Here is a 24,824-nt window from a genome sequence, read left to right on the forward strand (position 1 = left end):
TTAACGATGTTACAGATCCGGAATTTACATGCCGCCTATGGCAAAGTGGAAGTGCTGCACGATATCTCGCTTGATGTGCCGAAAGGCAAAGTCGTGACCCTCATCGGTTCCAACGGTGCGGGCAAGACTACAACCATGCGCGCGGTATCCGGCATGATCAAGCCGACGGGCGGGAGCATCAGCCTCAACGGCAAAGCCATCACAGGCCTGACTTCGAACAGGATCGCCCGCGCCGGACTGGCCCATTCGCCGGAGGGAAGGCGTGTGTTCGCCACGCTGCCGGTGACCGACAACCTTTTGCTGGGCGCCTTTCCCCGCCTGACCTTTGGCCGTGAACGCGGCGATGTGCAGGGCGACCTGGAGCGGGTGTTCGAGTTGTTTCCGCGTCTCAAGGAACGCGCGACCCAGCAGGCGGGCACGCTTTCCGGCGGCGAGCAGCAGATGCTGGCAATGGGGCGTGCGCTGATGCTCAATCCCGATGTGCTGCTGCTGGATGAACCCTCGATGGGTCTGGCACCGCTGCTGGTGAAGGAAGTGTTTCGCATCATCGGTGAACTGAAGGGGCGGGGCATCACCATGCTGCTGGTCGAGCAATTTGCCGCCGCCGCGCTGGAGGTTGCCGACTACGGCTACGTGCTGGAAAACGGGCGTATCTCCTGTCACGGTCCGGCGCAGCAGCTGCAGAACGATCCGGCGGTGAAGGCGGCGTATCTGGGCACATCGCATTGATTCTCGATAGCCATCCGGATTTTTTCGGATGGCGGGTGTAGCTGCCGTGGAAATGCACTTTGGTTCCGGCGATGAATTTTTGATTTCCATTTAAAGCAACAAATACTCAAGCCACCATGAACACCAACAGGATTCACCCCCGTATGCGCAGCGTGCACTGCAGTTGCCGCAAGGAAAACATTCAATATTTCAGGAGAACCAAATGACCAAGCCGACCTTATCGTTGTGGATCAACGGCCAGCGCGCGCAGAGCGCAAGCAGCCGTTTCGCGGACGTGACCAACCCGGCGAGCGGCGAAGTGATCCGCCAGGTGCCATTGGCCAATCGTGCGGATGTCGACAGCGCGGTAGCCGCCGCCAAGGCGGCCTTCCCGGGCTGGCGCGATACACCGCCGCTGCGCCGCGCCCGCATTCTGAACAAATTCCGCGAGTTGCTCGAAACGCACCGTGCCGAACTTGCGCAACTGGCGAGTGAAGAGCACGGCAAGACACTGGAAGATGCGGCAGGTTCCGTACAGCGCGGCATCGAAGTGGTGGAATTCGCCGTTGGTGCACCGCACCTGCTCAAGGGCGAGCATGCCGAGAACGTCGGGCGCGGCGTCGACTGCCATTCCATGCTGCAGCCGATCGGCGTGTGCACCGGCATCACGCCGTTCAACTTCCCCGCGATGGTACCGATGTGGATGTTCCCCATCGCCATCGCCTGCGGCAACACTTTCATCCTCAAGCCTTCCGAGAAAGTGCCCTCCTGCAGCCTGCGCATGGCCGAGCTGTTCAAGGAAGCCGGTTTGCCCGACGGCGTGTTCAATGTCGTTCCCGGCGACAAGGAGGCGGTGGATGCCTTGCTCGTCCATCCCGATGTGCGTGCCGTGTCATTCGTCGGCTCGACCCCCATCGCAAAATACATCTACGAGACCGCGGCGCACAACGGCAAGCGCGTGCAGGCCCTGGGCGGCGCGAAGAACCACGCTGTGGTGCTGCCCGATGCGGCACTGGATTTCACGGCCGATGCCATCATGGGCGCGGCATACGGCTCGGCCGGCGAGCGTTGCATGGCGATCTCCACGGTGGTCGCGGTAGGCGATGTGGCCGATACGCTGGTGGCCAAACTCAAGGAACGGGCCGAGAAGCTGGTGGTTGGTCCCGGCAACCGAAAAGGCGTCGACATGGGGCCGGTGATCTCGGCCGCGCATCGCGACAAGATCGTGGGTTATATCGACAGCGGCGTGAAGCAGGGCGCGAAGCTGGTGACGGACGGGCGCGGCATCAGGGTGGAAGGGTACGAGCGCGGTTTCTTCGTCGGCCCGACCCTGTTCGACAACGTCAGCACCACGATGGATATCTACCGGGACGAGATATTCGGTCCGGTGCTGATCGTGCTGCGCGTCGCCAGCCTCGATGAGGCGATCCGCATGATCAACAGCAACCCCTATGCCAACGGCACTGCCATCTTCACCACCTCCGGCGGTGCGGCGCGCCGCTTCCAGAACGAGATCGAAGTCGGCATGGTTGGCATCAATGTGCCGATCCCCGTGCCGATGGCATTCTTCTCCTTCGGCGGATGGAAGGCATCGCTGTTCGGCGACCTGCACATGCACGGCATGGAAGGCGTGTATTTCTATACCCGCACCAAGGCGATCACGACGCGCTGGCCGGAAGTGGCGGAGCGCAGCGCATCCACGCTGACGATGCCGACACTGGGCTGAGCCGCGGCTGGATTGAGGGCGCCATGAACCTGAACCATTTGTCCAAGCTGGCGATCGAAGTGATGATGCCGATCTCCATCCTGGTCGGGGCCGGGGCGATCTGGCCGGTCTATTTCAGGGAGATCTCCGGCAAGACGCTGCGGATACAGCTCAACCGGCTGGTGCTGAACCTGTTCTACCCGGCCATCCTGTTCTCCATCGCCGCCACCACGCCGATCACACCGGAATTGTTGTCGGTGCCCTTGCTGGTCGGCATCGGCACACTGCTGTCGGGCGCCGTGCTCTATATCCTGCTCTATCGTTCGCCGCTGGGGAACGGAATGAACAACGGGACCCGCGCCGCGTTGACAGTGAGCGGCATGTTCGGCAACACGTTTTTCGTCGGCGTGCCGGTACTGGTCTATTTCTATGGCGGGGAGGCTTCGCGTTATGCTGCCTTCAACGACATGCTGATGACCATGCCCATTATGTGGAGCTTGGGAGTATGGATATGCACCAAGCTGGGGCCGCCCGAATCCGCCAGGCTGCACCCGCCGATCTGGCGATTGATGATGGGGATCCCGCCGATCTGGGCGTTCATCGCCGGTGCCCTGATGCAGATGAGCGGTTTCGTGTTCGAGCCACTCATCCACGCCGCGCGCCTGATCGGACAGGCGACCATCCCGGTGACGATGTTCGTGCTGGGACTGTCCATCCCGTGGCGCAACCTGAAGCCGCGCATGGCGATTCTGGGCGTGGCCGCGGTGAAGATCGGGCTGATGCCGCTGATGGTGGCCGTTGCCGCCTCGCTGCTGTACGTGCACACGACAGAACCCCAGCAAGCGGCTGTGATCGAAGCAGGCATGCCGACCATGATGTCGGCGCTGATTCTTTCCGACCGCTTCCATCTGGATACCGAGGCGGCGGCGCTGATGATAGGCTGGACCACGGTGTTGTACTGGTTTGCCTTGCCGGTGACGGCCTGGTTGATGCACTGAAGACTAAATAAAAATCACTCTGGAGGAGTTTATGACAATCAATATCGGATTCATCGGCCCCGGCATCATGGGCGGCCCCATGGCACTCAATCTCATGAAGGGCGGGCACAAGTTGTGGGTCTATGCGCGCCGCCCCGCCGCCGCGCAGACGCTGGTTGCGGCGGGTGCGACCGCCTGCGCCTCGCCGGCAGAAGTGGCAAAGCATTCCGACGTGATTTTCACCATCGTGGCAGACACGCCGGATGTCGAAAGTGTGATCTTCGGCGAGCAGGGCATCGCCATGCAGGCGCGCCCCGGCACCGTGATTGTCGACATGAGCACCATCTCGCCCACGGCCACCAAATCCATCGCCGAACGGCTCGCGAGGCAGCGCGTCGAGATGCTGGACGCGCCGGTTTCCGGCGGCGAGACCGGCGCGATCAACGGCACCCTGTCCATCATGGTGGGCGGCAAGCCCCTGATATTCGAACGCATCAAACCGCTGTTCGAATGCATGGGCAAGAACATCGTGCACATCGGCGACAACGGCGCGGGACAAGTGGCGAAAGCGTGCAACCAGATCGTGGTGGCGGTGACCATAGAGGCGGTGGCGGAAGCGCTGACCTTCGCGCGCAAGAACGGCGCCGACCCGGCCAAGGTGCGCGAGGCGCTGATGGGCGGATTCGCCGGCAGCAAGATCATGGAAGTGCACGGCAAACGCATGCTGGACAACGATTTCAAACCCGGCTTCAAGGTCGGCCTGCACCAGAAGGACATGCGCATCGTCATGGAAACGGCGCACCAGCTGGGCGTGGCGTTGCCCGCCGCCGCGCTGGTTACCCAGCACCTCAACGCACTGATGGGCACCGGCGACGCCAACCTGGATTCGGCAGCCGTGGTGAAGGTCATCGAACGCATGTCCGGCATGGGCGGTAAATAAGATCATGGAAAAAATCGTGTTCCTCGATTCGGCAACCATCATTGCAGACGTGCGTCCGCCTGCTTTTGCGCACACATGGAAATCATATCCGGCCACGACGGCCGAACAGGTCGTGGCGCGGCTGCAGGATGCGACCATCGCGATCACCAACAAGGTGCCGCTGCGCCGCGATTCGCTGGAACAGTTGCCGAAGCTGAAGATGGTCGCGATCTCCGCCACCGGCACCGACAATGTCGATATCGACTATTGCCGCGAGCGCGGCATCGTGGTGTCGAACATCCGCAACTATTCGGTACACACCGTGCCCGAGCACGTGTTCATGTTGCTGCTGGCGCTGCGCCGCAACCTGCTGGCGTTCCGTTCCGACGTGCGCAACGGGGCGTGGCAGAAATCTGCACAGTTCTGCCTGTTCACGCATCCGGTCTACGATCTGCACGGCACCACCCTCGGCATCATCGGTCGCGGCGCGATCGGCAATGCGGTGGGGCAGATCGCAACGGCATTCGGCATGAAGGTATTGTTCGCCGAGCATAAAAATGCCGCCGCAGTCAGGCCGGGTTACACCGCGTTCGACAGGGTGCTGTGCGAAAGCGACGCGATCACTTTGCACTTGCCGCTGAAAGAGCAGACCCGCCACTTGATTGGCACGGACGAGTTTGCCTGCATGAAACCCCAGGCCCTGCTGATCAATACGGCGCGGGGCGGCCTGGTGGATGAAGCCGCATTGCTGGAGGCGCTGCGCTCGGGCCGCATAGCAGGTGCCGGATTCGACGTACTGGGCAAGGAACCGCCGACAGCAGGGCATCCGCTGCTGGATCTGGATATGCCCAATTTCATCATGACCCCGCATATTGCCTGGTCGGGCCGGGCTGCGATGCAGGCCCTTGCCGACCAGCTCATCTCAAACATCGAAGCGTTCGTGGCCGGTACACCCGACAACCGTGTCGCTTGAAACATCGTTTTAAGGAGAACCATCATGACTTACCCTGCAGGAATAGAAATCAACACCAAGGCCGTTTCCGAGCAAAGCAGCATCCTGACTCCGGAAGCACTCACCTTCATCGCCGGACTGGCGCGCAAGTTCGGGCCGGTGCGGCAGTCGCTGCTGCAGAACCGGGTACGGCGTCAGGCCGAACTCGATGCAGGCAAGAACCCCGACTTTCTGGCCGGGACCGCCGCCGTGCGCAGCGGTGATTGGACCATTGCGCCCGTGCCGGACGAGTTGCAGGACAGGCGCGTCGAGATCACCGGCCCGGCCGAGCGCAAGATGCTCATCAACGGCCTCAACGCCGGTGCGAATGTGTACATGGCGGACCTGGAAGATTCCATGACTCCGACCTGGAGCAACGTGATCGAGGCGCAGATCAATCTGCGCGATGCGGTCACCCGCACCATCAAGCACGTCAATCCGGACGGCAAGACATACCAGCTGAACGAAAAAACGGCGGTGCTGTTTCTGCGTCCGCGCGGCTGGCACATGATCGAGAAGCATGTGACGGTGGATGGGCATCCCGTGTCCGCCAGCCTGTTCGACTTCGGTCTGTATTTCTTCCACAACGCAAAAGCGCTGCTGGCCCGCGGCAGCGCGCCTTACTTCTACCTGCCCAAGATGGAAAGCCATCTCGAAGCACGTTTGTGGAACGATGTCTTCGTCCATGCGCAGGAACAACTGGGCATCCCGCGCGGCACGGTCAAGGCGACTGCATTGATCGAGACGATACTCGCCGCTTTCGAGATGGACGAGTTCCTCTATGAATTGCGCGAGCATTCCGCCGGCCTCAATTGCGGCCGCTGGGATTACATCTTCAGTTGCATCAAGAAATTCGGGGCGCGACCGGACTTCATTCTTGCCGATCGCGGCCTCGTGGGCATGACCTCTCCCTTCATGCGCGCCTATTCGCTGCTTTTGATCAAGACCTGCCATCGCCGCGGCGCACACGCTATGGGAGGCATGGCGGCGCAGATACCGATCAAGTCCGACCCCGATGCGAATGCGATTGCGCTCGCCAAGGTGCGCGCCGACAAGGAACGCGAAGCGAGCGACGGCCACGACGGCACCTGGGTCGCGCATCCGGGCCTGGTGCCGGTGGCGAAGGAGGTATTCGACCGCTTGATGCCCACGCCGAACCAGTTGCACAAGGAGCGCCCCGACGTGCACACGACGGCGGCAGACCTGTTGCGCTTCGAGCCGCAAGGCCCGATCACCGAGGCTGGCGTGCGCATCAACATCGAGGTGGCGCTGTGCTATCTCGGCGCCTGGCTCGCCGGCACCGGCTGTGTGCCGATACACAACCTGATGGAAGATGCGGCCACCGCCGAAATCTCGCGCTCGCAAGTGTGGCAGTGGATACACAGCCCGCACGGTGTGCTGGACGACGGGCGCAAGGTGACGCTGGACATGGTGCGCCTGATGATGCCGGGCGTATTTTCCGGGATCATTGCCGGTGTGAAGGAGAAGCGCTTCATCCCGGGTGACTATCAACAGGCTGTGACAGTGTTCGATCAGTTGATCGCGAAGCAACCCATCGTCGAATTCCTGACCAACCATTGCTACGAAGTCATGGAATGAACCCGGCGGCAACGAGAAAATGAAAAAACCAGAACTGATAAGACAGTTGCAGGACATCCTGCCGGCGGATTCGGTATTGTTCGAACTGGAAGACCTCAAGCCCTTCGAGTGCGACGGGTTGTCGGCCTATCGCGAGATACCGCTGGCGGTTGTACTGCCCGAGACTGAAGAACAGGTGCGCAAGATATTGCTGCTGTGCCGCCGCGAAAACGTGCCGGTGGTCGCGCGCGGTTCCGGCACCGGACTGTCGGGCGGTGCGTTGCCGCTCGTGGACGGTGTGCTGCTCAGTCTGTCGAAATTCAAGCGCATCCTGGCCGTCGATCCCGTCGCGCGTATCGCACGGGTCCAGCCCGGTGTGCGCAACCTTGCGATCTCCGAAGCGGCCGCGCCGCATGGCCTGTATTACGCACCCGACCCGTCCAGCCAGATCGCCTGTTCCATCGGCGGCAACGTGGCGGAGAACGCGGGCGGCGTGCACTGCCTGAAATACGGCCTCACCGTGCACAACGTGCTCAAGGTGCGTGCCTACACCATGGACGGCGAATTGCTGGAACTCGGCTCGGAAGGGCTGGACTCTTCCGGCTACGATTTGCTGGCGCTGTTTACCGGCAGCGAAGGCATGCTGGGCGTGATCACCGAGGTGACGGTCAAGCTGCTGCCCAAACCCGAACTCGCGCGCGTGGTGATGGCGGCGTTCGCCACCGTGGCGGAAGCGGGTGTCGCCGTGGGCGAAATCATCGCGGCCGGCATCATCCCGGCCGGCCTGGAAATGATGGACAAACTCATGACCAGGGCCGTGGAGGACTTCGTCCACGCCGGCTACCCGCTCGACGCCGAAGCCATCCTGCTGTGCGAATCGGACGGCACGCCCGAAGAGGTCGCCGAGGAAATCGCCAGGATGGAGGCGATATTCACGCGCTGCGGCGCGATCTCGTTGCGCACCTCGGAGAATGAGGCGGACAGGCTCAGGTTGTGGGCCGGGCGCAAGGCCGCATTCCCGGCCGCCGGCCGCATCTCGCCCGATTACTACTGCATGGACGGCACCATCCCGCGCCGCGAACTGACGCATGTGCTGAACAGCATCGAGGACTTGTCGCGCGAATACGGTCTGCGCGTAGGCAATGTGTTCCATGCCGGAGACGGCAACCTGCATCCGCTGATCCTCTACGATGCCAACCAGCCCGGCGAACTCCACCGCGCCGAGGAACTCGGAGGCAAGATACTGGAACTGTGCGTGGAAGTGGGCGGCACGATTACCGGCGAGCACGGCGTGGGCATCGAGAAGATCAACCAGATGTGCGCGCAATTTACACCGGATGAGTTGCAGCGGTTCCGCGAGGTGAAGCTGGCATTCGACCCGTCCGGCCTGCTCAATCCGGGCAAGCTGATCCCCACCGCGCACCGCTGTGCCGAATTCGGCGCGCAGCATGTGCATCACGGCCAGGTCCCGTTCCCCGACCTGCCGCGTTTTTGAGCAGCCGTTTTTGTGAAGACAGATAAAACCATGCAGAACATCATCGAGCAATTGAGGCAGACCGTGCTGGCTGCCGGTCGCGATCGCCGCCCGCTGCGCATCGCCGGTTCGGGCAGCAAAACATTCTACGGTCGCACCACGCAGGGCGATGTACTGGACGCGACGCAATATCGCGGCATCGTCTCCTACGAACCCACCGAGCTGGTCATCACGGCACGCGCCGGTACGCCGCTGGCGGAAGTCGAGGCAGTGCTGGCGGCCAAACGGCAGATGCTGGCGTTCGAAGCGCCACATTTCGGGCCGGGTGCGACGCTGGGCGGTTGCATTGCCGCCGGTCTGTCCGGACCGCGCCGTCCCTATACCGGCGCGGTGCGCGACTACGTGCTGGGCGTGCGCATGATAGACGGCAAGGGCGAAGTGCTGAACTTCGGCGGCCAGGTCATGAAGAACGTCGCGGGTTACGACGTGTCGCGCCTGATGCCCGGTTCGTTCGGCACGCTGGGCCTGTTGCTGGACGTTTCGCTGAAAGTCCTGCCGATACCGGTCGAGGAACTGAGCCTGCGGTTCCAGATGACAGAGCACGAGGCGATCGAGGCGATGAACCGCTGGGCGGCACAACCGCTTTCGCTGTCCGCGACCTGCCATCACGACGGCGTGCTCAGCGTGCGCCTGTCGGGTGCCGCCGCTGCGATACGCTCGGTGCGGCAGAAACTCGGCGGCGAAGTCGTGGCGGATGCCGACGATTTCTGGCGCAGCGTGCGCGAACAGCAGCATGCATTCTTTCAGGCCGACACCGGCAAGCAAGGATACGCGTTGTGGCGTTTGTCGTTGCCATCCACCGCAGCGGTTACGAACCTGCCGGGACGGCAACTGATCGAGTGGGGCGGCGCACTACGCTGGCTGGCGAGCGATGCTCCTGCTGCGGACATCCGTCAGGCAGCGGCCGCGCTCGGCGGGCAGGCCGCCGTGTTCCGCGGCGCCGTACCCGGTGTCGAACCGTTCCATCCCTTGTCGCCTTCCTTGTTGCAGTTGCACCAGCGTTTGAAGCAATCCTTCGATCCGCACGGCATCTTCAATCCCGGTCGCATGTACTCGGAGTTCTAAGCGCCATGCAAACCAATCTTCTCGACGCATTCAAACACACTGCCGACGGACAGGAGGCGGAGTCCATCCTGCGTGCCTGCGTGCATTGCGGATTCTGCACAGCTACCTGTCCCACTTACCAACTGCTGGGCAACGAGCTGGACAGTCCGCGCGGACGCATCTACCTGATCAAGGAAATGCTCGAAGGTGCGGCAGTGACGGAAAAGACCATGCTGCATCTGGACCGCTGTCTCACCTGCCGCTCCTGCGAAACGACCTGCCCATCCGGTGTGCAGTATGGTCGCCTGGTGGACATCGGCCGCGCCTACGCCGAAGAAAAGACGGAGCGCAGCATCGGGCAACGCATCCAGCGCGGGTTGCTGCGCAGGGTGTTGCCGCGCACGGCCGTTTTCAATTCCCTGCTGGCAGTCGGACGACTGATGCGCCCAATGCTGCCGGGCGGCGTGGCCAGGAGCATTCCCGTTGCACAGAAGGCGACAGCGCGTCCGACGGCGCGCCATGCCCGCACCATGCTGGTACTGGAAGGTTGCGTGCAACCCGGGCTGGCGCCCAACACCAATGCCGCGGCAGCGCGCGTGCTCGACAGGCTGGGCATCTCGCTGGTCAGCGCCGAAAAAGCCGGTTGCTGCGGTGCGGTCAGCTATCACCTGAATGCGCATGAGGACGGCCTGGACTATATGCGCCGCAACATCGACGCGTGGTATCCCCTTGTGGAACAGGGCGCGGAAGCGATCGTCATGACCGCCAGCGGCTGCGGCGCGATGGTCAAGGAATACGGGCACCTGCTGCGCAACGACCCGGCGTATGCCGCGAACGCGGAACGCGTCTCGGGACTGACGCGCGACCTGAGCGAGATACTCGCCGCCGAGAAGGACGGTCTGTTGAACCTGCTCACACCGGGCCAGCGCGGCAAGGTGGCGTTCCATGCACCCTGTACCCTGCAGCACGGACAACGCATCGTCGGCGTGATTGAGCAATTGCTGACCAGGGCCGGTTATGAGCTGACTGCGGTGCCGGACAAGCACCTGTGCTGCGGCTCGGCGGGAACCTATTCGATCCTGCAGAAAGAGCTGTCGCAGCAATTGCTGCACAACAAGCTGGATGCGCTACAAAGCGGAAAGCCCGCGCAGATAGCCAGTGCCAACATCGGCTGCCAGACCCATCTGCAAAGTGGCACCGACATGCCGGTGCGTCACTGGATAGAGTTGCTGGACGATGCGCTGGCATCTGCTGCAAGATGAATTAAAACAAAATGACTTAAAGTTGGAGGTTGCTCATGTCCAGTATCTGGAACGAACGATATGCCGGTGATGATTATCATTTTGGTACCGAGCCGAATGCCTTCCTGGTCTCTCAGCAAAGTCTGCTGAAGCCGGGAATGTCCTGTCTCGCCGTGGCCGACGGCGAAGGGCGCAACGGCGTGTGGCTGGCGGGGCACGGGCTGGATGTGCTGTCGGTGGACTCTTCGTCTGTTGCACAGGAAAAGGCCGCGAAGCTCGCGCGAGAACGCGGTGTCACGGTGAAGTTCGAGCAGGTCGACCTGGCGCAATGGGCCTGGGGCGAGAACCGCTTCGACATGGTCGCGGCGATCTTCATCCAGTTCGCCCCGCCCGACCTGCGCGAGCAGATGTTCGCGCACATCAAGCGCTGCCTCAAACCGGGAGGGCTGCTATTGCTGCAGGGCTATACGCCGCGCCAGTTGCACTACCGCACCGGCGGGCCGTCGCAAGCCGAGAACCTCTATACCGAAGCCCTGTTGCGCAGCGCTTTCGACGACATGCAGATACTGCACCTGCGCGAGCACGACGACATCATCAGCGAAGGCTCGGGACACAGCGGCATGTCGGCATTGATCGACCTGGTGGCACGCAAGCACCGCTGATCAGTCTGCCCGGCCCGCATGCATGAACAGCGGCCACTCGATCTGGTATGTTTGTCCCTCTTGCCAGTGCCGACCGATCTCTTCGGCAAGTACGCTGACCGGGTCGAAGCCGTTTGCGGTCTGGAACCTTCCCACCGCCGACCAGCTGCGCAGGTAGCCGAGCAAGTGTTCGTGCGTCCACTCCTTGTGCAAGGAAAATGCCGGAGCGGCAATGCGTGAAAACGGGAATGAAAGATCGCGGTATCCATTCTCCACATGTTTGCGCTCGGGCGGCCAGTAAGCGCCTATTGTTTCGTCGTAGAAGCGATCCAGCACCTGTTGCAGTCCGGGATGATCGACCCGCAAGCGGTTATAGCCCCAGGCCGCGATGATGCCGAGCGGTTTCAATACGCGTTGTGTCTCGCCATAGAACCCGGGCAGGTCGAACCAGTGCAATGCTTGCGCGACGGTGACGATATCTACGGAGTGATCGGGCAAACCGCTGGCCTCGGCCGACGTTGCGCGATACTCGACGTTGGCGAGTGCAGGGGCGGAAGCCAATTGCGCGCTGCTGATGTCGGTCGCCAACACTTGTGCGAAACGCGAGGCCAGCGCGACAGTCGCCTGCCCGCTACCGGCACCGCAATCCCATGCCATCTTGCGTTGCGGCGCGATGCCCGCGAGCCAGTCGAACAATTCATCCGGATATGACGGCCTGAACGCGGCATATTGTCCGGCAACCGGAGTGAAATGGTCCCGACTCATCGTTCTCGATTCAGGACTTTGATTTTATCCACGACTCGATCAGTGCCGCGTCCATCGCTCCGGACTTGCGTGCGATCTCTTTTCCACCCCTGAACAGCGCCAGTGTCGGAATGCTCTGGATATTGTATTGCGCTGCGATCTGCTGCGCTTCTTCCGTGTTCAGTTTGGCGACGCGCAGTTCCGGCTCCAGGCGTTGTGCAGCCTTTTCATAGGCAGGCGCCATCATGCGGCAGGGGCCGCACCACGGCGCCCAGAAGTCCACCAGCACCGGAATATCGTTGCGCGAGATGTGCAGCATGAAATTTTGCTCGGTCAGTTCAAGCGGGTGTGCGGTGAACAAGGCCTGTTTGCATTTGCCGCAGGTGGGTTGTTCGGAAAGCTTTTCGGCAGGAACGCGGTTCACTGCGTCGCAATGCGGGCAGACAATATGTTTGGAGTCGCTCATGATGATCTCAGTAAATTAGAAAGTTCTAATATACGGAGTGTGTCGCGAAATTTCAACCCGGCCGATCCATTAGCCACAAAATAATTATGGTGAACGTGCAGGGCGGTATCAAGAATACGGACTCAGGGCAGCGCTATCCGCATCGACAGATCGATCGCTTTGACGTCCTTGGTCAGCGCGCCGATCGAGATGCGATCCACCCCGGTTTCCGCTACCAGGTGTACGTTCTCCAGCGTGATGCCGCCGGAAGCTTCCAGCTCGGCTCGCTTCGCGGCATGGTTCACCGCGAGGCGCATGTCGGCCATCGAGAAATTGTCGAGCAAAACAAGTCGTGCCCCCGCGTTCAGCGCCTCATCCAGCTGTGCCAACGTTTCCACCTCGATCTGGATAGACACGCCGGGCGGGATGATCCGGAACGCGTGCTCCAGTACTTCGCCGACACCGCCAGCTGCCGCGATGTGGTTCTCCTTGATCAGCACGCCGTCGAATAAACCGATGCGCTGGTTATGCCCGCCACCCACTCTCACCGCATGTTTCTGTGCCAGTCGCAGGCCGGGCAGCGTCTTGCGCGTATCCATGATCCTGGCCTGCGTGTTGCTTGTCGCTTCGACGTAGCGTCGAGTCAGCGTGGCGACGGCCGACAGGGTCTGCAGGAAATTCAGTGCCGGTCGCTCGGCGGTGAGCATCGCCCGCGCATTGCCGTGAATCTCGCACAGGACCTGGTTCGCCTCAATGTTGGCGCCTTCTTGTGCCTTCCAGCCGATCTTGCAGTCCGGATCGAGAGTGAGGAAGCACTCCTCGAACCACAACGTGCCGCACAGCACGGCTGCTTCGCGCGTGATGACGGTAGCGTGCGCCTGCATGTGTTCCGGGATCAGTTGCGCGGTGAGGTCGTTGTCATAGCCGTCCTCAGTCAAGGCTGCGATGACGTTGGCGCGGATGGTGTGTGCGAGTGGTGTGTGGGGCATGGTACATATCCGTGAATGGGGGCGTAGTATAAGGGAAGGAGCAGGGGGTTGAAATTGCCGCGGCATACCCCATTTATCCGCTAGTCAGATATTCCAAAAGACCTTCGCACAACGTTACGAGCGCAGGTCAGACGAGGCGGAGAGTGGTGAGAAACCGGAATGTATGCCTTATACATGAGGATTTTGAGCCATTCTCCGACGAAGTATCACCAAGCGCATAACCAATGACTTGGTTGGCGTAGTTTGCCAACTTAGTCAGATGGCTAGTAGTTCGATCAGTAGTTATGCGAAGGTCTTTTTGAGGAGTGCACCATGCGTTTTGAAAAATTCACCACCAAACTGCAACAGGCCCTGTCCGATGCCCAGAGCCTGGCCGTGGGCGGCGACAACCAGTTCATCGAGCCGCAGCACCTGCTGCTGGCCTTGCTCAACGACGCCGACAGCGGGGCAGCTTCGCTGCTGGCCCGCGCGGGCGGCAACGTCAACGCGCTGAAAACCGCGCTCAACGATGCTGTGTCGCGTCTGCCCAAGGTGGAGGGCACCGGCGGCGAGGTGCAGGTCGGGCGAGATCTGAGCAACCTGTTCAACCTCACCGACAAGGAAGCGCAGAAGCGCGGTGACCAGTTCATCGCTTCCGAGATGTTTCTGCTGGCTCTCACCGGCGACAAAGGCGAGTGCGGGCGCTTGCTCAAGCAGCACGGCGTGACGCGCGGACCGCTGGAAACGGCCATTAACGCGGTGCGCGGGGGTGAGTCCGTCGGTTCGCAAGAGGCCGAAGGCCAGCGCGAGTCGCTGAAAAAATACTGCGTAGACCTGACCGAACGCGCCCGCCAGGGCAAGCTCGACCCCGTGATCGGACGCGACGACGAGATCCGTCGCGCCATCCAGGTGCTGCAGCGCCGCACCAAGAACAACCCCGTACTGATCGGCGAACCCGGTGTGGGCAAAACCGCCATCGTCGAAGGTCTGGCGCAGCGCATCATTAACGGTGAAGTGCCGGATTCGCTCAGAAACAAAAAAGTGTTGAGCCTGGATATGGCCGCTTTGCTGGCCGGAGCGAAATATCGGGGCGAATTCGAAGAGCGCCTGAAGAACGTGCTGAAAGAGATTGCCCAGGAAGAAGGGAAGATCATTGTCTTCATCGACGAGTTGCACACCATGGTCGGCGCAGGCAAGGCGGAGGGCGCGATGGATGCGGGCAATATGCTCAAGCCCGCCTTGGCGCGCGGCGAGTTGCATTGCGTTGGCGCAACCACGCTGGACGAATACCGCAAATACATCGAAAAGGATGCCGCACTGGAACGCCGTTTCCAGAAGGTGCTGGTGGACGAACCTTCCGTCGAATCGACCATCGCCATCCTGCGCGGATTGAAAGAGAAATATGAAGTGCACCACGGTGTGGTGATCACCGACCCCGCCATCGTTGCCGCGGCGGAATTGTCGCACCGCTACATCACCGACCGCTTCCTGCCGGACAAGGCCATTGACCTCATCGATGAAGCCGCATCGCGCATGAAAATGGAAATCGATTCCAAGCCGGAGGTGATGGACAAGCTCGAACGCCGCATGATCCAGTTGAAGATCGAGCGCGAGGCGGTGAAAAAGGAAAAGGACGAAGGCTCGAAAAAGCGTTTCGCCCTGATCGAGAACGAGATCAAATTGCTGGAGCGCGAGTATGCCGACCTCGAAGAAATCTGGAAGGCGGAAAAGGGCGCAGCCCAAGGTGCGGCCAACGTGAAGGAAGAGATCGAGAACGCGCGTGCCGAGATCGTCAGGTTGCAGCGCGAAGGCAAGCTGGAAAAAGTGGCCGAGATCCAATACGGCAAGTTGCCGCAACTGGAAGCGAAACTGAAGGAAGCCGCACAGCGCGAAGCCGAAGGTGGCGCGAGCAAGAACCGGTTGCTGCGCACCCAGGTTGGTGCGGAAGAGATCGCGGAAGTGGTGAGCCGTGCCACCGGCATTCCCGTGAGCAAGATGATGACGGGCGAGCGCGACAAGCTGCTGCAAATGGAAGACAAGCTGCACGAGCGCGTCGTGGGTCAGGACGAGGCAGTGCGCCTCGTGTCAGATGCGATCCGCCGTTCGCGTTCCGGTCTGTCCGATCCGAACCGTCCGTATGGCTCATTCCTGTTCCTGGGTCCCACCGGCGTGGGCAAGACCGAGCTGTGCAAGGCGCTGGCCGGTTTCATGTTCGACTCCGAGGATCATCTGATCCGCATCGACATGAGCGAATACATGGAGAAGCATTCCGTCGCGCGCCTGATCGGTGCGCCGCCCGGCTATGTCGGCTATGAGGAAGGCGGCGGCTTGACCGAGGCGGTGCGCCGCAAACCGTACAGCGTCATCCTGCTGGATGAGGTGGAGAAGGCGCACCCGGATGTGTTCAATGTCCTGCTGCAGGCGCTGGACGACGGACGCATGACCGACGGCCAGGGCCGTACCGTGGACTTCAAGAACACCGTGATCGTGATGACTTCCAACCTGGGTTCGCAGATGATCCAGCAGATGTCCGGCGACGACTACCAAGTGATCAAGTTGGCGGTGATGTCCGAGGTGAAGAACTACTTCCGCCCGGAGTTCATCAACCGTATCGACGAGGTCGTGGTGTTCCACGCGCTGGACGAGACGAACATCAAGTCCATCGCGCGCATCCAGCTGCAGTATCTGGAAAAACGCCTGGCCGCGATGGAGATGAAGCTGACCATCAGCGATGCCGCACTGGCGGAGATCGCCAATGCGGGCTTCGACCCGGTGTACGGTGCGCGTCCGTTGAAGCGCGCCATCCAGGCGCAACTGGAAAACCCGCTGGCCAAGCAGATACTGGAAGGCCGTTTTGCCGCCAAGGACACCATCAAGGTGGACTGCAAGGGCGGGGTGATGAAGTTCGATAAGGGTTAAGCCGTTCGCCCCATTCGTCATTTTGGCGAAGGCCGGAATCCAGTGTATTTATATCGCTGGACACCGGCCTTCGCCGGTGCGACGAGTTGTGGGGTGCGCCAGCGCACCCCGTTTTATTTTCTAATTGCAAACACCCGGATTAACAAAAATGCAGATCAAATACGTATTGAACCCACCGTCAAATTCCCGCAGCCCGTTGCGCAAACTGGTGGCATTGATCCTGACGGTGGCAACGGTTGTTTTTGCGTTGATGTTTTCGGCTGTGTTGCTTGCGGTTATCGCGATCATCGGCACGATGGTCTGGGCATATGTGTGGTGGAAAACGCGTGAGCTGCGGAAACACATGCGCGATTTTTCCCGGCCCGAGGTTGCGCGCGAGGCAAAGGCCAGCAATGACGAGGTATTCGAGGGGGAAGTAATACGTGTGGTCGAGCCGCGGGATGTGAAATGACGATGAAGGTCGGCAAATCTTTCAGTTCAGCCGGGAACCCGCACCCACCCTTCCGTTAGCCGTCTGGCGCTCCGGCTAATCACCGCTCTGGTGATAGTTCATTCGCCGTTCTTGATTGCCGCAGTTTCCCGACCAGTCGATGACGGGCGATTCGACGCGTATACACGGTGGGGATTTTCAATTGAGTCATGGGCAGTCACCAGTGGATATTCGGCCAACCCCTGTTCAGGTAGACTGCAACGGCAGGGGATGCGCTTTGTCCCTGAGATGGAATGGAGAGATGTGATGGGATCGCCGGTCGTGATCAAGATGCCGAAGTATCCGGAATGCTGGACCGCCTGCGGAAACTGCGCCAACGGCGATATCGTCGTGCAAAGCGTGCTGGTATCACCGGGGGACAAAGTGAAGCGGGACGACACCATCATCGTTCTGGAAACCGGCAAGGTCGCGATCGACATCCCGTCGCCTTACGAAGGAACCATCACCGAGGTGTGCGTGCAGGAATTCGACCCCATAGACCAAGGCGAAGTTATCGCCCTGATCGAAGTCGCCTGAATAATGATCAGGCGGTGACTATTTTGCTTTCACCGCCCTGGCACGCAACTGCCCGCAAGCCCCCTCGATTTCCTGTCCCGCCGAATCTCTTACTCTCGAATAGATGCCTTGGCCGTTCAGCCGTTGCGCCATCGCCGCAATCCGTGCGGTCGAAGGGCGGCGATAAGTCAGTCCGTCGACTTCGTTGAAGGGAATGAAATTCATGATGGCGTATTTGCCCGAAAGGAGCTCGGCGATGCGCTGCAGTTCCGCATCGTTGTCGTTCATCCCTTCGATCAATGTCCATTGATATTGCACCGGATACCCGGTCGCGCGTGCATACACCTCGGCGCGTTCCACCAACTCTTCGATCGCAATCTGCGGTGCCTGTGGCAGCAGTTTTGCGCGCAGAGCAGCATCGGTGGTGTGCAGCGACAGGGCGAGTGCAGGTTTTACTTTCTCCACAGGCAACCGCTCAAACACCCGCAGATCCCCCACCGTGGAGAACACCAGATTCTTGTGCCCGATATTGCCCTGCGTGCCCAGCAGCTGAATAGCCTCCAGCACATTGTCGAGATTGTGGGCCGGTTCGCCCATGCCCATGAATACCACCTTGCTTACCGCGCGGCGTTTGCGCGCGAGCACCACCTGGGCGACGATCTCGGCACTGCCGAGCTGCCGCAGCAAGCCGTTGCGACCGCTCATGCAGAAGACACAGCCCACAGCGCAACCCACCTGCGTCGAAATGCACAGACCGCCGCGCGGCAGCAACACGCTTTCCACCATCTGGCCATCGGCCAGTTCCACCAGCAATCGTGCGACGCCTTCGTTATGGGAAGATGCGCGTAGCGCGACGTTTGCCCCCTCTCCCGCATTGCGGGGGAGGGTTGGGGAGGGGGAACTGTCATGGCTACCATGACAGTTGGCAGGATGTTCGCTGCGCAGGTGAGCAAGCCCATTCAACTCCGCCTCGATGGCGGGCAACTCATTTCGCAGCGCGAGCGGAAAGAAAGATTCTGCTGGGCTGTGCGTTCTGTCGTACGAGCACACCTGGCTCCAACCGCGCAGCAAACGATCCTCGTGGCACGGCTTGGCGCCGAGATCGTGCAGACGCTGGCGGAGGTGGGAGATGCGCATCGGGGAGTGAGAGGCGGGGATCAAGATGGGTTCTGAATAATTGCGAAGAAGCAGGCCGAATTTTAACCCAAGCCTGATTCATGCGTATGGCAGGCGCGCCATGCTCACGCAAGAAACTGCCGCAGAGAGATTGGCAATATATCTAGGCCATTACATCTATTGACAGCCTGTAGATGGATACGTACTGTGCGTGTCGGGTTCGTGACCGTGGTTTAATAGTCAGTCATGTGCGCTCGCCGAATGGAACGAACTACCGCGCACGATAAACGACAAAGGGGATATCGTGTCAGATACACATCGCATGCAATTCAGATACACCGCAAAATTGCCCGCCGCTTTATGCTTGGCGCTGCTTCTTGTCAGCGGCTATGCGCAAGCAGACGACAGTTCCTTGGCAAAGGAAGCAAATGCCGCTCTGGTCCAAAAAGATTACACCACCGCATTTTCCAAATTCTCTGTCTTGGCAGAACATGGAAACGCAACAGCCCAATTCAACCTGGGTGCTTTCTATTTGAATGGACAAGGCGTTCTGAAAGACGAAAAACAGGCCTATGAATGGTTCGCAAAATCGGCGGCACAGGGGAATGCCCGTGCTCTGCAGATCCTGCAAAACGCAGCGGCAAAAGGAAACGAGAGCGCGAAAAACGAACTGAACAAGATTCAGCCCAAACCGGCATCCGCACCGGCCCAAGCACAGGTACCTTCGCAGCAGGCACCGGCGGCTCCAGATGAGAAGACTCTTATGACGGAAGCAAACGCGGCATTGGCCCAAAAGGATTACAACGCTGCATTTTCGAAATTCCTCGCCCTGGCCCAGCAGGGCAATGACATGGCCCAATTCAACGTGGGTGCTTTCTATAACAATGGGCAAGGCGTCCAGAAAGACGAAAAGCAGGCGTATGAGTGGTTCGCAAAATCAGCGGCACAGGGAAATGCCCGTGCTGTAGAGGTGATGCAAAACGCAGCGGCAAAGCAGAACGAGAAAGCGAATGCAAAAAATGCCCCTGAGGCGCCGGCACCATCCACTGCAGCTGCCGCAAGCAAGCCTGAGATCAAGGCAAAGGACAAGGCCGAAGCAAGCTCGACCACCGTTGCGCCATCTGCGACGTCGCAGCGACAGGGCGAATCTTCCTGGTCCAGGTTTTCACTTGGCGTAAGCATGGGAGAGACAGGAAAAATTACCGACATAAACAACTCGTCTTCTTTTGGCTTGCTGGCGGGGTACAAACTCAATTCGAGTTGGGGCGTAGAGCTTGCTTATAACTCGCTTTACCGGAATGCCAATGCCAATACCTTGTTATCTGCGACCTATCCCGGAACCACCGGAACTTTTGACCTGTCTTCCGTCAGTGTTGCTGGGCAATATACCTATAGCTTGAGCAGCGATTTGTCGCTCCTCGGGAATCTTGGAGTGCACTCGTCCAGCTACAAGATCAACAGCTTGGGCGCTGGCGCGAAGTCGGGGAGCTCCAGTGGCTTGGTCGTGGGGGGCAAGGTTCAGTATGATCTGACCAGAAGCATAGGCATACGCGGCGGGTTTGATACCTATACCGAAAGCGGCGGGATGACCGGCAATGTCACTGAAGTCGGGTTGGCTGCGATTTACAAGTTTTGATTGCAGCTTGGCATGAGTAAAGCTTGAATCCGTTTGTGGTAAATGCCTTGCGCAGCAAGGTGCATCGAACCATGAATGGAAGACGACAAACTGAAAAAGCCCGGCACTGCCGGGCTTTTTCAATGGCAATTTTTCTCTACCTGCTATCGCGCCGTTCAACGGGTGCATTGAACTTGCGGATGTTTTCCTCTGCCTGTTTGAGTGCGGTGAGGTCGTGGACGATGGCGAGCAGTCTTCCGATGCCATCTTCAGCCGTGAGCAATTGCAGGGTGACTTCCACCGGATAGGTGCTGCCATTCACGCGAGCCTGGACGGTCTGGTAGGTGATCGACTCCCGTTCGCCACGGCGCAATTGTTCGAGCATCGTCCCGAAGGTTTCGATGCCCGGTTCCGGCTGCAATCCGGGCAAGGTCGTCTTCTGGAGTTGCTCCAGCGTGTAGCCGAGCTTTTCCCGCGCAGCATCGTTTGCGTAGGTGACCTGCAATGTATCGGTATCGAACATGAATATCTCGTTCTGGCTCCGTTCGCGCAAGGCGTGTTCGTAGTGGTGACGCAGTTCCTCGCGGCGCTTTTCCACGGACCATGCGCGGCGCTGGAACCTCATGCTGTAAAAAGCGAAGGTGCATGCCAGCACCAGCGCCATCAGGAAGTAGGGTGCATGCATATCGTGCCACCATGCAGCCCTGATCTCTGTCACGGGCATCTCGACAAACAGCGTGAGCGGATAGTGCTGCAGGCGGCGCATCACCAGCAAGCCCGTTGTCTTGCCGTCGCTGTTGCGTATTTCGACCAGCCCTTGCTGCGGGTGGTTGTGTGCGCGCAGATAGTCAGCCATTGCCCCCTCGACCGGCTTGCCATACATCTTGTCCCGGCTGGAGGCATCCGGTTCTGGATAGCTGCTCACCAGATACCCGTCATCGCGCACCAGACCCAGCGCGGTGATCCTGGGCGTGATCGAATCTATCCAGTAGCGTTGCATCATGTCGACGGGCAGGTTGGCACTGATGATATAGGCCAGTTTTCCGGCCTCGTCAGTCACGGCATAGCGCGCAGAAACAACCCAGCTTGTGTCTATGTGCCCTGTCACGGGTTGGCTGATGACGAAGGGTGAGCCTTGTAGCAGCTCGTCGCGAATCTGCTTGAATACCGGATCACCGGCGAGCGTAGGTAGATCCGGCCCGTTAGGCGTTGTCCCGGTCAACAATATCTGGCCATCACCACGGATCAGCATGACGTTGTCCAGTTCGGTGTGCAGATTCTGAAATCGCCTGACCAATGCAAATGCGCGGTCGAGATCGGGCTTCTTGTGCGTGACGGCCAGATCCGCGCCCAGGTTCTGCATGCCGATTTGCAGTTGGGTAAAGTAGATATCGATCGAGTTCCCGCTCAGGGCGGCAATCGTCGACAACTGGCTGGCCTGCCCGGATTTGGCTACTCGCCAGGACTGCGAGACAAGGAAGGCGGCGTAAGCAAGCAGCACCAATACAAGCGCTGTTGCCGAATATTTCAGAACCCGCCCTGGGCGATGTTCGCTGCTGGTGTTTACCATTTGTGTCCTTCATAAAACACAGATCAAGTTGCCGTTCACGCAAAAGTGCGAACCCGGTTGCAGGGCGCGCCTGCGCATCCTACTTGGCTCAAAAAGCAAAGCCAAGCTATCCCGCTCATTTGCACGCCAAATAGGTTCGACAACGCACAGAACATGGAAGCCATGTCTTCCAGAATCCGAGTCTGACCGGTGCAAAGCATCCGCCGTGGCAAGTGCTACCGAATTACATGCCCATTGCATCACGAAGAGAGAGAGGCGACAAAATGCTTCAAAAGGAACTGAACGAGGACAACAAGGAAATCGAGAACGTGGCCTATGAGCTCTACAAAAAACACGGCTTCAAGGACGGCAACGATTATGTCGATTGGCTCGAAGCGGAACGGCTGACGAGGAAGCATCCGCCGCTGGTTTTCAAGAAGCGCGGACCGAACTTGCTTGCGCTCATCGCGGGTTTGATCTGCGTCATTATCGCGATCCTTCTGGTCATGCTGTTCAGACCGGCGCCCAAAATGGAGCTGTCGCAAAAGAGCCTGTCCGAACTGAAGCTCGTCATGCTCGTGCTTGATCCCAAAGCGGACGAAAAATTGGTCGCATTGGGAGACACGCATTTCGCGTTCGATCAATCCACGCTTACCCCTGAAGCCAAGGCGCTCCTGGACAAGGATATCCAGTTCCTGAAGGACAACCCGAAAATGGACGTCCGCATGGCGGGCTATACCTCCGCTGAAGGCACGGAAGAGGTCAATCAGAAACTGAGCGAAGACAGGGCCAACGCGGTCAGGGCCTATCTGGTTGAAAAAGGTCTCAAGGCCGAAAGGATCTCGGTCATCGGATACGGCAGAACAAAACCGGCCTTGTATGAAGTGTCGCCCGGCAACATCAACTCGCCGGAAGCAAAGGCCAACATGCGCGTGCTTTTTGAGATCGTGGCGAAGCAATAGCGGTCTGAACGACTGGATCATGGCGATATCAAAATCCGTAAAGATCCTTCTTTTATCCAGTGGCGGCTTCGTTGCGTTGCTCGCCTGCATCGCCGTTGCCATGATTTTCTTTGTGGATGCCAATGCCTACAAGCTCCGCCTGCAAGCGGCAGCATCGGAAGCGTTGGGCATGGAAGTCAGCATTGGCGGCCGGCTCGGCATCGGCTTCTTTCCGGGCATGCTGCTCACGATGGATGATGTACACATCCATAACCGCGGCAAAGAGATTCTCGTCGCGGAAAAAGTCAGGCTCGGGCTCGAACTGCTTCCGTTGCTCCGGGATGAATTCCGCATTACGAATATCTCGCTGATACGTCCCAAACTCACCATCGAGCTGGGCGCCGACGGCAGATACGACTTCGAAAGCCCGCAGGCAGCCGGTGCAACGTTGCCGGCCGTGGCCTTGCCGAAGTTATCACTTTCGGGCGGGACGATCTTCTATGCGGACAAACGATCCGGAGGGGGATTCGATGCCGGAGATTGCAGCCTGGATCTGCGCGATCTGCTGCTCGCGGGCGGCGGCACAGACATCAGGAAGGATATCTCCTTCACGGCAGATATTCACTGCGGCAAGACTCGGTCCAGGGACTACACCGTATCCGACCTGAAACTTTCGGCCGATGCGAAGAACGGCGTCTTCGATCTCAAGCCGGTCACGCTGGGAATCTTTGGCGGGCAAGGTTCCGGGAGCATGCGTGCGGACTATTCCGGCGCATACCCGCTCTACCACGTTCGCTTTGCGCTGGCGCAGTTCCGCATCGAAGAACTGCTCAAGACCCAGTCACCGGAAAAGATCGCGGATGGGCCGATGGATTTCTCGATGAATCTGTCGCTGCAGGGCAAGACCGCACAGCAGATGAAGCAGAGCGCGAGCGGGGAGGTCGTACTCCGGGGCGAGAACCTCACGCTTGTCGGCCACGATCTCGAGTTGGAGTTCACCCGGTTCGAGTCCAGCCAGAACTTTAACCTCGTGGACGTGGGCGCCTTTTTCTTTGCCGGGCCTGTCGGTCTGGCGGTCACCAAAGGGTACAACTTTGCGAACGTCCTTAAAGGCTCGGGAGGCACCAGCGCCATTCGCACCTTCGTCTCCCATTGGAAAGTCGAACACGGCGTGATGCATGCGCAGGATGTGGCGATGGCAACCAGCGGGCACCGCATGGCGCTGTTGGGCGGGCTCGACATCGCCAATGCGCGTTTTGTTGATGTGACCCTGGCGCTGATCGATTCCGGGGGCTGCGCCGAAGTGCGGCAAAAAATCAGCGGTCCCTTTGTGAAGCCGGTGGTGGAGCAACCGAACATATTCAGATCCCTTGCCGGACCGGCGATCAAGCTGCTCAAAAAGGGCAGGGATCTCTTGCCCGGTGGGGCGTGCGATGTGATCTACGCCGGCTCGGTTGCGGCGCCGCATTGATTGGCGGCCTCATTTCGCATGTGCACCACGTCTTTGATATGGGTACCCAAAGTGCAGGGAAGCCGCACGTCCGGAATCGAGGCGATCCCCCTTGCGTGACAATGTTATGCAGCTGACTCCATCGGGGCAGTGCATCCCGGGCCGAAGGCGTGAGTGTGTTCATCCGTCGGCGAATTGGCGCTATCATCCAACCATTCCACTCGGGAACTCTGCTCATGCAAACGCGCAAACCTATCAACATCCCCGTCATTGCCGCCCCCATACAGGAAAACGGCATGACCGACAGCAGTTGTTCAGGCAGCGAGATCGTTGCGCTGATGGTGCTGGGCTACGCCATGGCGCCGGAGTTCATCGAGGGCGAGATTTTGGTCATCGAAACGGGCGCGCCCGCAACGGATGGCATGTTCGTGATCGGATCGGCAGACGGGGAATTCATCTTTCGTCAGCTCAAGCGCGACGACCGGGGCGGCTGGTGGCTGCATGCGCTCAACCCTGCCTATCCCGATATTGCGATCGCAGGTCCGGAGACGATCAAAGGCGTGGTCACCCACAAGAAGAAGCCCGGTTCGCGCAAGTCAGTCAAATATTACGTGCCGCATTATTGATCCGGCATTCATTATCCAAGAATCCGTTCGCATTGACCCTTCGACTGGGCTCAGGACTAAAGGCCTTGTCGAAATGTGAACGGATTCTTGTGCTTCGACAGGCTCAGCACGAACGGTAATGAGGTTCA

22 protein-coding genes are annotated in these 24,824 nt (G+C 59.7%); 17 read left to right on the forward strand and 5 right to left on the reverse strand.

Annotation, left to right across the window (positions count from 1 at the left end):
- Positions 1-6: 6 nt before the first annotated feature.
- The 10 genes from QOY30_RS03770 to QOY30_RS03815 all read left to right on the forward strand — a co-directional run bounded on the left by QOY30_RS03770 (position 7) and on the right by QOY30_RS03815 (position 11,359).
- Positions 7-729, forward strand: a complete 723-nt coding sequence (locus QOY30_RS03770; RefSeq protein WP_283743302.1) for an ABC transporter ATP-binding protein — start codon at positions 7-9, stop codon at positions 727-729.
- Between the two features lie 202 nt (positions 730-931).
- Positions 932-2,434: a CoA-acylating methylmalonate-semialdehyde dehydrogenase gene (locus QOY30_RS03775; RefSeq protein ID WP_283743303.1), complete on the forward strand. Its 1,503-nt coding sequence runs from the start codon at positions 932-934 to the stop codon at positions 2,432-2,434.
- 23 nt (positions 2,435-2,457) lie between these two features.
- A complete protein-coding gene (locus tag QOY30_RS03780; RefSeq protein ID WP_283743304.1) occupies positions 2,458-3,411 on the forward strand; it encodes an AEC family transporter in 954 nt (317 codons plus the stop codon).
- Positions 3,412-3,448: 37 nt separating this feature from the next.
- Entirely contained in the window at positions 3,449-4,330 is an 882-nt protein-coding gene (locus QOY30_RS03785) for a 2-hydroxy-3-oxopropionate reductase (RefSeq protein WP_283746020.1), read from the forward strand.
- A 4-nt stretch (positions 4,331-4,334) separates the two neighbouring features.
- On the forward strand, positions 4,335-5,282 hold the full coding sequence (locus QOY30_RS03790) for a D-2-hydroxyacid dehydrogenase (protein WP_349496676.1): 948 nt from the start codon (positions 4,335-4,337) through the stop codon (positions 5,280-5,282).
- 24 nt (positions 5,283-5,306) lie between these two features.
- Positions 5,307-6,899 (forward strand): malate synthase A, encoded by a 1,593-nt coding sequence (gene aceB / locus QOY30_RS03795; RefSeq protein WP_283743305.1) that lies wholly within the window; start codon positions 5,307-5,309, stop codon positions 6,897-6,899.
- 19 nt (positions 6,900-6,918) lie between these two features.
- Entirely contained in the window at positions 6,919-8,373 is a 1,455-nt protein-coding gene (locus tag QOY30_RS03800) for an FAD-linked oxidase C-terminal domain-containing protein (RefSeq protein WP_283743306.1), read from the forward strand.
- A gap of 12 nt (positions 8,374-8,385) precedes the next feature.
- Positions 8,386-9,477 (forward strand): glycolate oxidase subunit GlcE, encoded by a 1,092-nt coding sequence (gene glcE, locus QOY30_RS03805; RefSeq protein WP_349496677.1) that lies wholly within the window; start codon positions 8,386-8,388, stop codon positions 9,475-9,477.
- A 5-nt stretch (positions 9,478-9,482) separates the two neighbouring features.
- A complete protein-coding gene (glcF, locus tag QOY30_RS03810; protein WP_283743307.1) occupies positions 9,483-10,718 on the forward strand; it encodes a glycolate oxidase subunit GlcF in 1,236 nt (411 codons plus the stop codon).
- 35 nt (positions 10,719-10,753) lie between these two features.
- Positions 10,754-11,359 carry an SAM-dependent methyltransferase gene (locus tag QOY30_RS03815; RefSeq protein WP_283743308.1) on the forward strand — a complete coding sequence of 202 codons (606 nt, stop codon included), beginning with the start codon at positions 10,754-10,756 and terminating at the stop codon, positions 11,357-11,359.
- Here the strand turns inward: QOY30_RS03815 and QOY30_RS03820 are convergent, their stop codons facing one another.
- The 3 genes from QOY30_RS03820 to nadC all read right to left on the reverse strand — a co-directional run bounded on the left by QOY30_RS03820 (position 11,360) and on the right by nadC (position 13,516).
- Positions 11,360-12,103 (reverse strand): class I SAM-dependent methyltransferase, encoded by a 744-nt coding sequence (locus QOY30_RS03820; protein WP_283743309.1) that lies wholly within the window; start codon positions 12,101-12,103, stop codon positions 11,360-11,362.
- Between the two features lie 10 nt (positions 12,104-12,113).
- On the reverse strand, positions 12,114-12,548 hold the full coding sequence (gene trxC, locus QOY30_RS03825; protein WP_283743310.1) for a thioredoxin TrxC: 435 nt from the start codon (positions 12,546-12,548) through the stop codon (positions 12,114-12,116).
- A gap of 122 nt (positions 12,549-12,670) precedes the next feature.
- Positions 12,671-13,516, reverse strand: coding sequence for a carboxylating nicotinate-nucleotide diphosphorylase (gene nadC / locus QOY30_RS03830; RefSeq protein WP_283743311.1), 846 nt, complete (start codon positions 13,514-13,516; stop codon positions 12,671-12,673).
- A 312-nt stretch (positions 13,517-13,828) separates the two neighbouring features.
- Here nadC and clpB point away from each other — a divergent pair, with 312 nt between their 5' ends.
- The 3 genes from clpB (at position 13,829) to QOY30_RS03845 (ending at position 17,420) form a co-directional block, all read left to right on the forward strand.
- Positions 13,829-16,414, forward strand: a complete 2,586-nt coding sequence (clpB, locus tag QOY30_RS03835) for an ATP-dependent chaperone ClpB (RefSeq protein WP_283743312.1) — start codon at positions 13,829-13,831, stop codon at positions 16,412-16,414.
- 148 nt (positions 16,415-16,562) lie between these two features.
- Positions 16,563-16,865 (forward strand): hypothetical protein, encoded by a 303-nt coding sequence (locus tag QOY30_RS03840; protein ID WP_283743313.1) that lies wholly within the window; start codon positions 16,563-16,565, stop codon positions 16,863-16,865.
- A 285-nt stretch (positions 16,866-17,150) separates the two neighbouring features.
- Entirely contained in the window at positions 17,151-17,420 is a 270-nt protein-coding gene (locus QOY30_RS03845) for a biotin/lipoyl-containing protein (protein WP_283743314.1), read from the forward strand.
- Between the two features lie 18 nt (positions 17,421-17,438).
- On the opposite strand, the gene QOY30_RS03850 is transcribed toward QOY30_RS03845, so the two are convergent.
- Positions 17,439-18,560, reverse strand: coding sequence for an RNA methyltransferase (locus QOY30_RS03850; protein ID WP_502958681.1), 1,122 nt, complete (start codon positions 18,558-18,560; stop codon positions 17,439-17,441).
- Positions 18,561-18,819: 259 nt separating this feature from the next.
- Here QOY30_RS03850 and QOY30_RS03855 point away from each other — a divergent pair, with 259 nt between their 5' ends.
- Positions 18,820-20,151, forward strand: coding sequence for an outer membrane beta-barrel protein (locus QOY30_RS03855; RefSeq protein WP_283743315.1), 1,332 nt, complete (start codon positions 18,820-18,822; stop codon positions 20,149-20,151).
- Between the two features lie 136 nt (positions 20,152-20,287).
- Here QOY30_RS03855 and QOY30_RS03860 read toward each other — a convergent pair whose 3' ends face one another.
- A complete protein-coding gene (locus QOY30_RS03860; protein ID WP_283743316.1) occupies positions 20,288-21,700 on the reverse strand; it encodes a PAS domain S-box protein in 1,413 nt (470 codons plus the stop codon).
- A 263-nt stretch (positions 21,701-21,963) separates the two neighbouring features.
- On the opposite strand from QOY30_RS03860, the gene QOY30_RS03865 reads away from it, so the two are divergent.
- The 3 genes from QOY30_RS03865 to QOY30_RS03875 all read left to right on the forward strand — a co-directional run bounded on the left by QOY30_RS03865 (position 21,964) and on the right by QOY30_RS03875 (position 24,696).
- Positions 21,964-22,641 carry an OmpA family protein gene (locus QOY30_RS03865; RefSeq protein ID WP_283743317.1) on the forward strand — a complete coding sequence of 226 codons (678 nt, stop codon included), beginning with the start codon at positions 21,964-21,966 and terminating at the stop codon, positions 22,639-22,641.
- A gap of 19 nt (positions 22,642-22,660) precedes the next feature.
- The gene (locus QOY30_RS03870; protein WP_283743318.1) at positions 22,661-24,091 is read left to right on the forward strand and encodes an AsmA family protein; all 1,431 of its coding nucleotides are present in this window, start codon (positions 22,661-22,663) and stop codon (positions 24,089-24,091) included.
- A gap of 215 nt (positions 24,092-24,306) precedes the next feature.
- Positions 24,307-24,696, forward strand: a complete 390-nt coding sequence (locus QOY30_RS03875) for a S24 family peptidase (RefSeq protein ID WP_283743319.1) — start codon at positions 24,307-24,309, stop codon at positions 24,694-24,696.
- The last annotated feature ends 128 nt before the right edge of the window (positions 24,697-24,824 follow it).

The sequence above is a fragment of the Sideroxydans sp. CL21 genome, assembly GCF_902459525.1.
Classification (GTDB): domain Bacteria; phylum Pseudomonadota; class Gammaproteobacteria; order Burkholderiales; family Gallionellaceae; genus Sideroxyarcus.

Coding starts and splice junctions, on each gene's coding strand:
- QOY30_RS03770 (WP_283743302.1), top strand. CDS start 7: ATGTTACAGATCCGGAATTTACATGCCGCCTATGGCAAAGTGGAAGTG.
- clpB (WP_283743312.1), top strand. CDS start 13,829: ATGCGTTTTGAAAAATTCACCACCAAACTGCAACAGGCCCTGTCCGAT.
- QOY30_RS03870 (WP_283743318.1), top strand. CDS start 22,661: ATGGCGATATCAAAATCCGTAAAGATCCTTCTTTTATCCAGTGGCGGC.
- QOY30_RS03815 (WP_283743308.1), top strand. CDS start 10,754: ATGTCCAGTATCTGGAACGAACGATATGCCGGTGATGATTATCATTTT.
- QOY30_RS03820 (WP_283743309.1), bottom strand. CDS start 12,103: ATGAGTCGGGACCATTTCACTCCGGTTGCCGGACAATATGCCGCGTTC.
- QOY30_RS03790 (WP_349496676.1), top strand. CDS start 4,335: ATGGAAAAAATCGTGTTCCTCGATTCGGCAACCATCATTGCAGACGTG.
- QOY30_RS03860 (WP_283743316.1), bottom strand. CDS start 21,700: ATGGTAAACACCAGCAGCGAACATCGCCCAGGGCGGGTTCTGAAATAT.
- glcF (WP_283743307.1), top strand. CDS start 9,483: ATGCAAACCAATCTTCTCGACGCATTCAAACACACTGCCGACGGACAG.
- QOY30_RS03780 (WP_283743304.1), top strand. CDS start 2,458: ATGAACCTGAACCATTTGTCCAAGCTGGCGATCGAAGTGATGATGCCG.
- QOY30_RS03775 (WP_283743303.1), top strand. CDS start 932: ATGACCAAGCCGACCTTATCGTTGTGGATCAACGGCCAGCGCGCGCAG.
- QOY30_RS03875 (WP_283743319.1), top strand. CDS start 24,307: ATGCAAACGCGCAAACCTATCAACATCCCCGTCATTGCCGCCCCCATA.
- nadC (WP_283743311.1), bottom strand. CDS start 13,516: ATGCCCCACACACCACTCGCACACACCATCCGCGCCAACGTCATCGCA.
- QOY30_RS03865 (WP_283743317.1), top strand. CDS start 21,964: ATGCTTCAAAAGGAACTGAACGAGGACAACAAGGAAATCGAGAACGTG.
- QOY30_RS03800 (WP_283743306.1), top strand. CDS start 6,919: ATGAAAAAACCAGAACTGATAAGACAGTTGCAGGACATCCTGCCGGCG.
- QOY30_RS03840 (WP_283743313.1), top strand. CDS start 16,563: ATGCAGATCAAATACGTATTGAACCCACCGTCAAATTCCCGCAGCCCG.
- trxC (WP_283743310.1), bottom strand. CDS start 12,548: ATGAGCGACTCCAAACATATTGTCTGCCCGCATTGCGACGCAGTGAAC.
- aceB (WP_283743305.1), top strand. CDS start 5,307: ATGACTTACCCTGCAGGAATAGAAATCAACACCAAGGCCGTTTCCGAG.
- QOY30_RS03845 (WP_283743314.1), top strand. CDS start 17,151: ATGGGATCGCCGGTCGTGATCAAGATGCCGAAGTATCCGGAATGCTGG.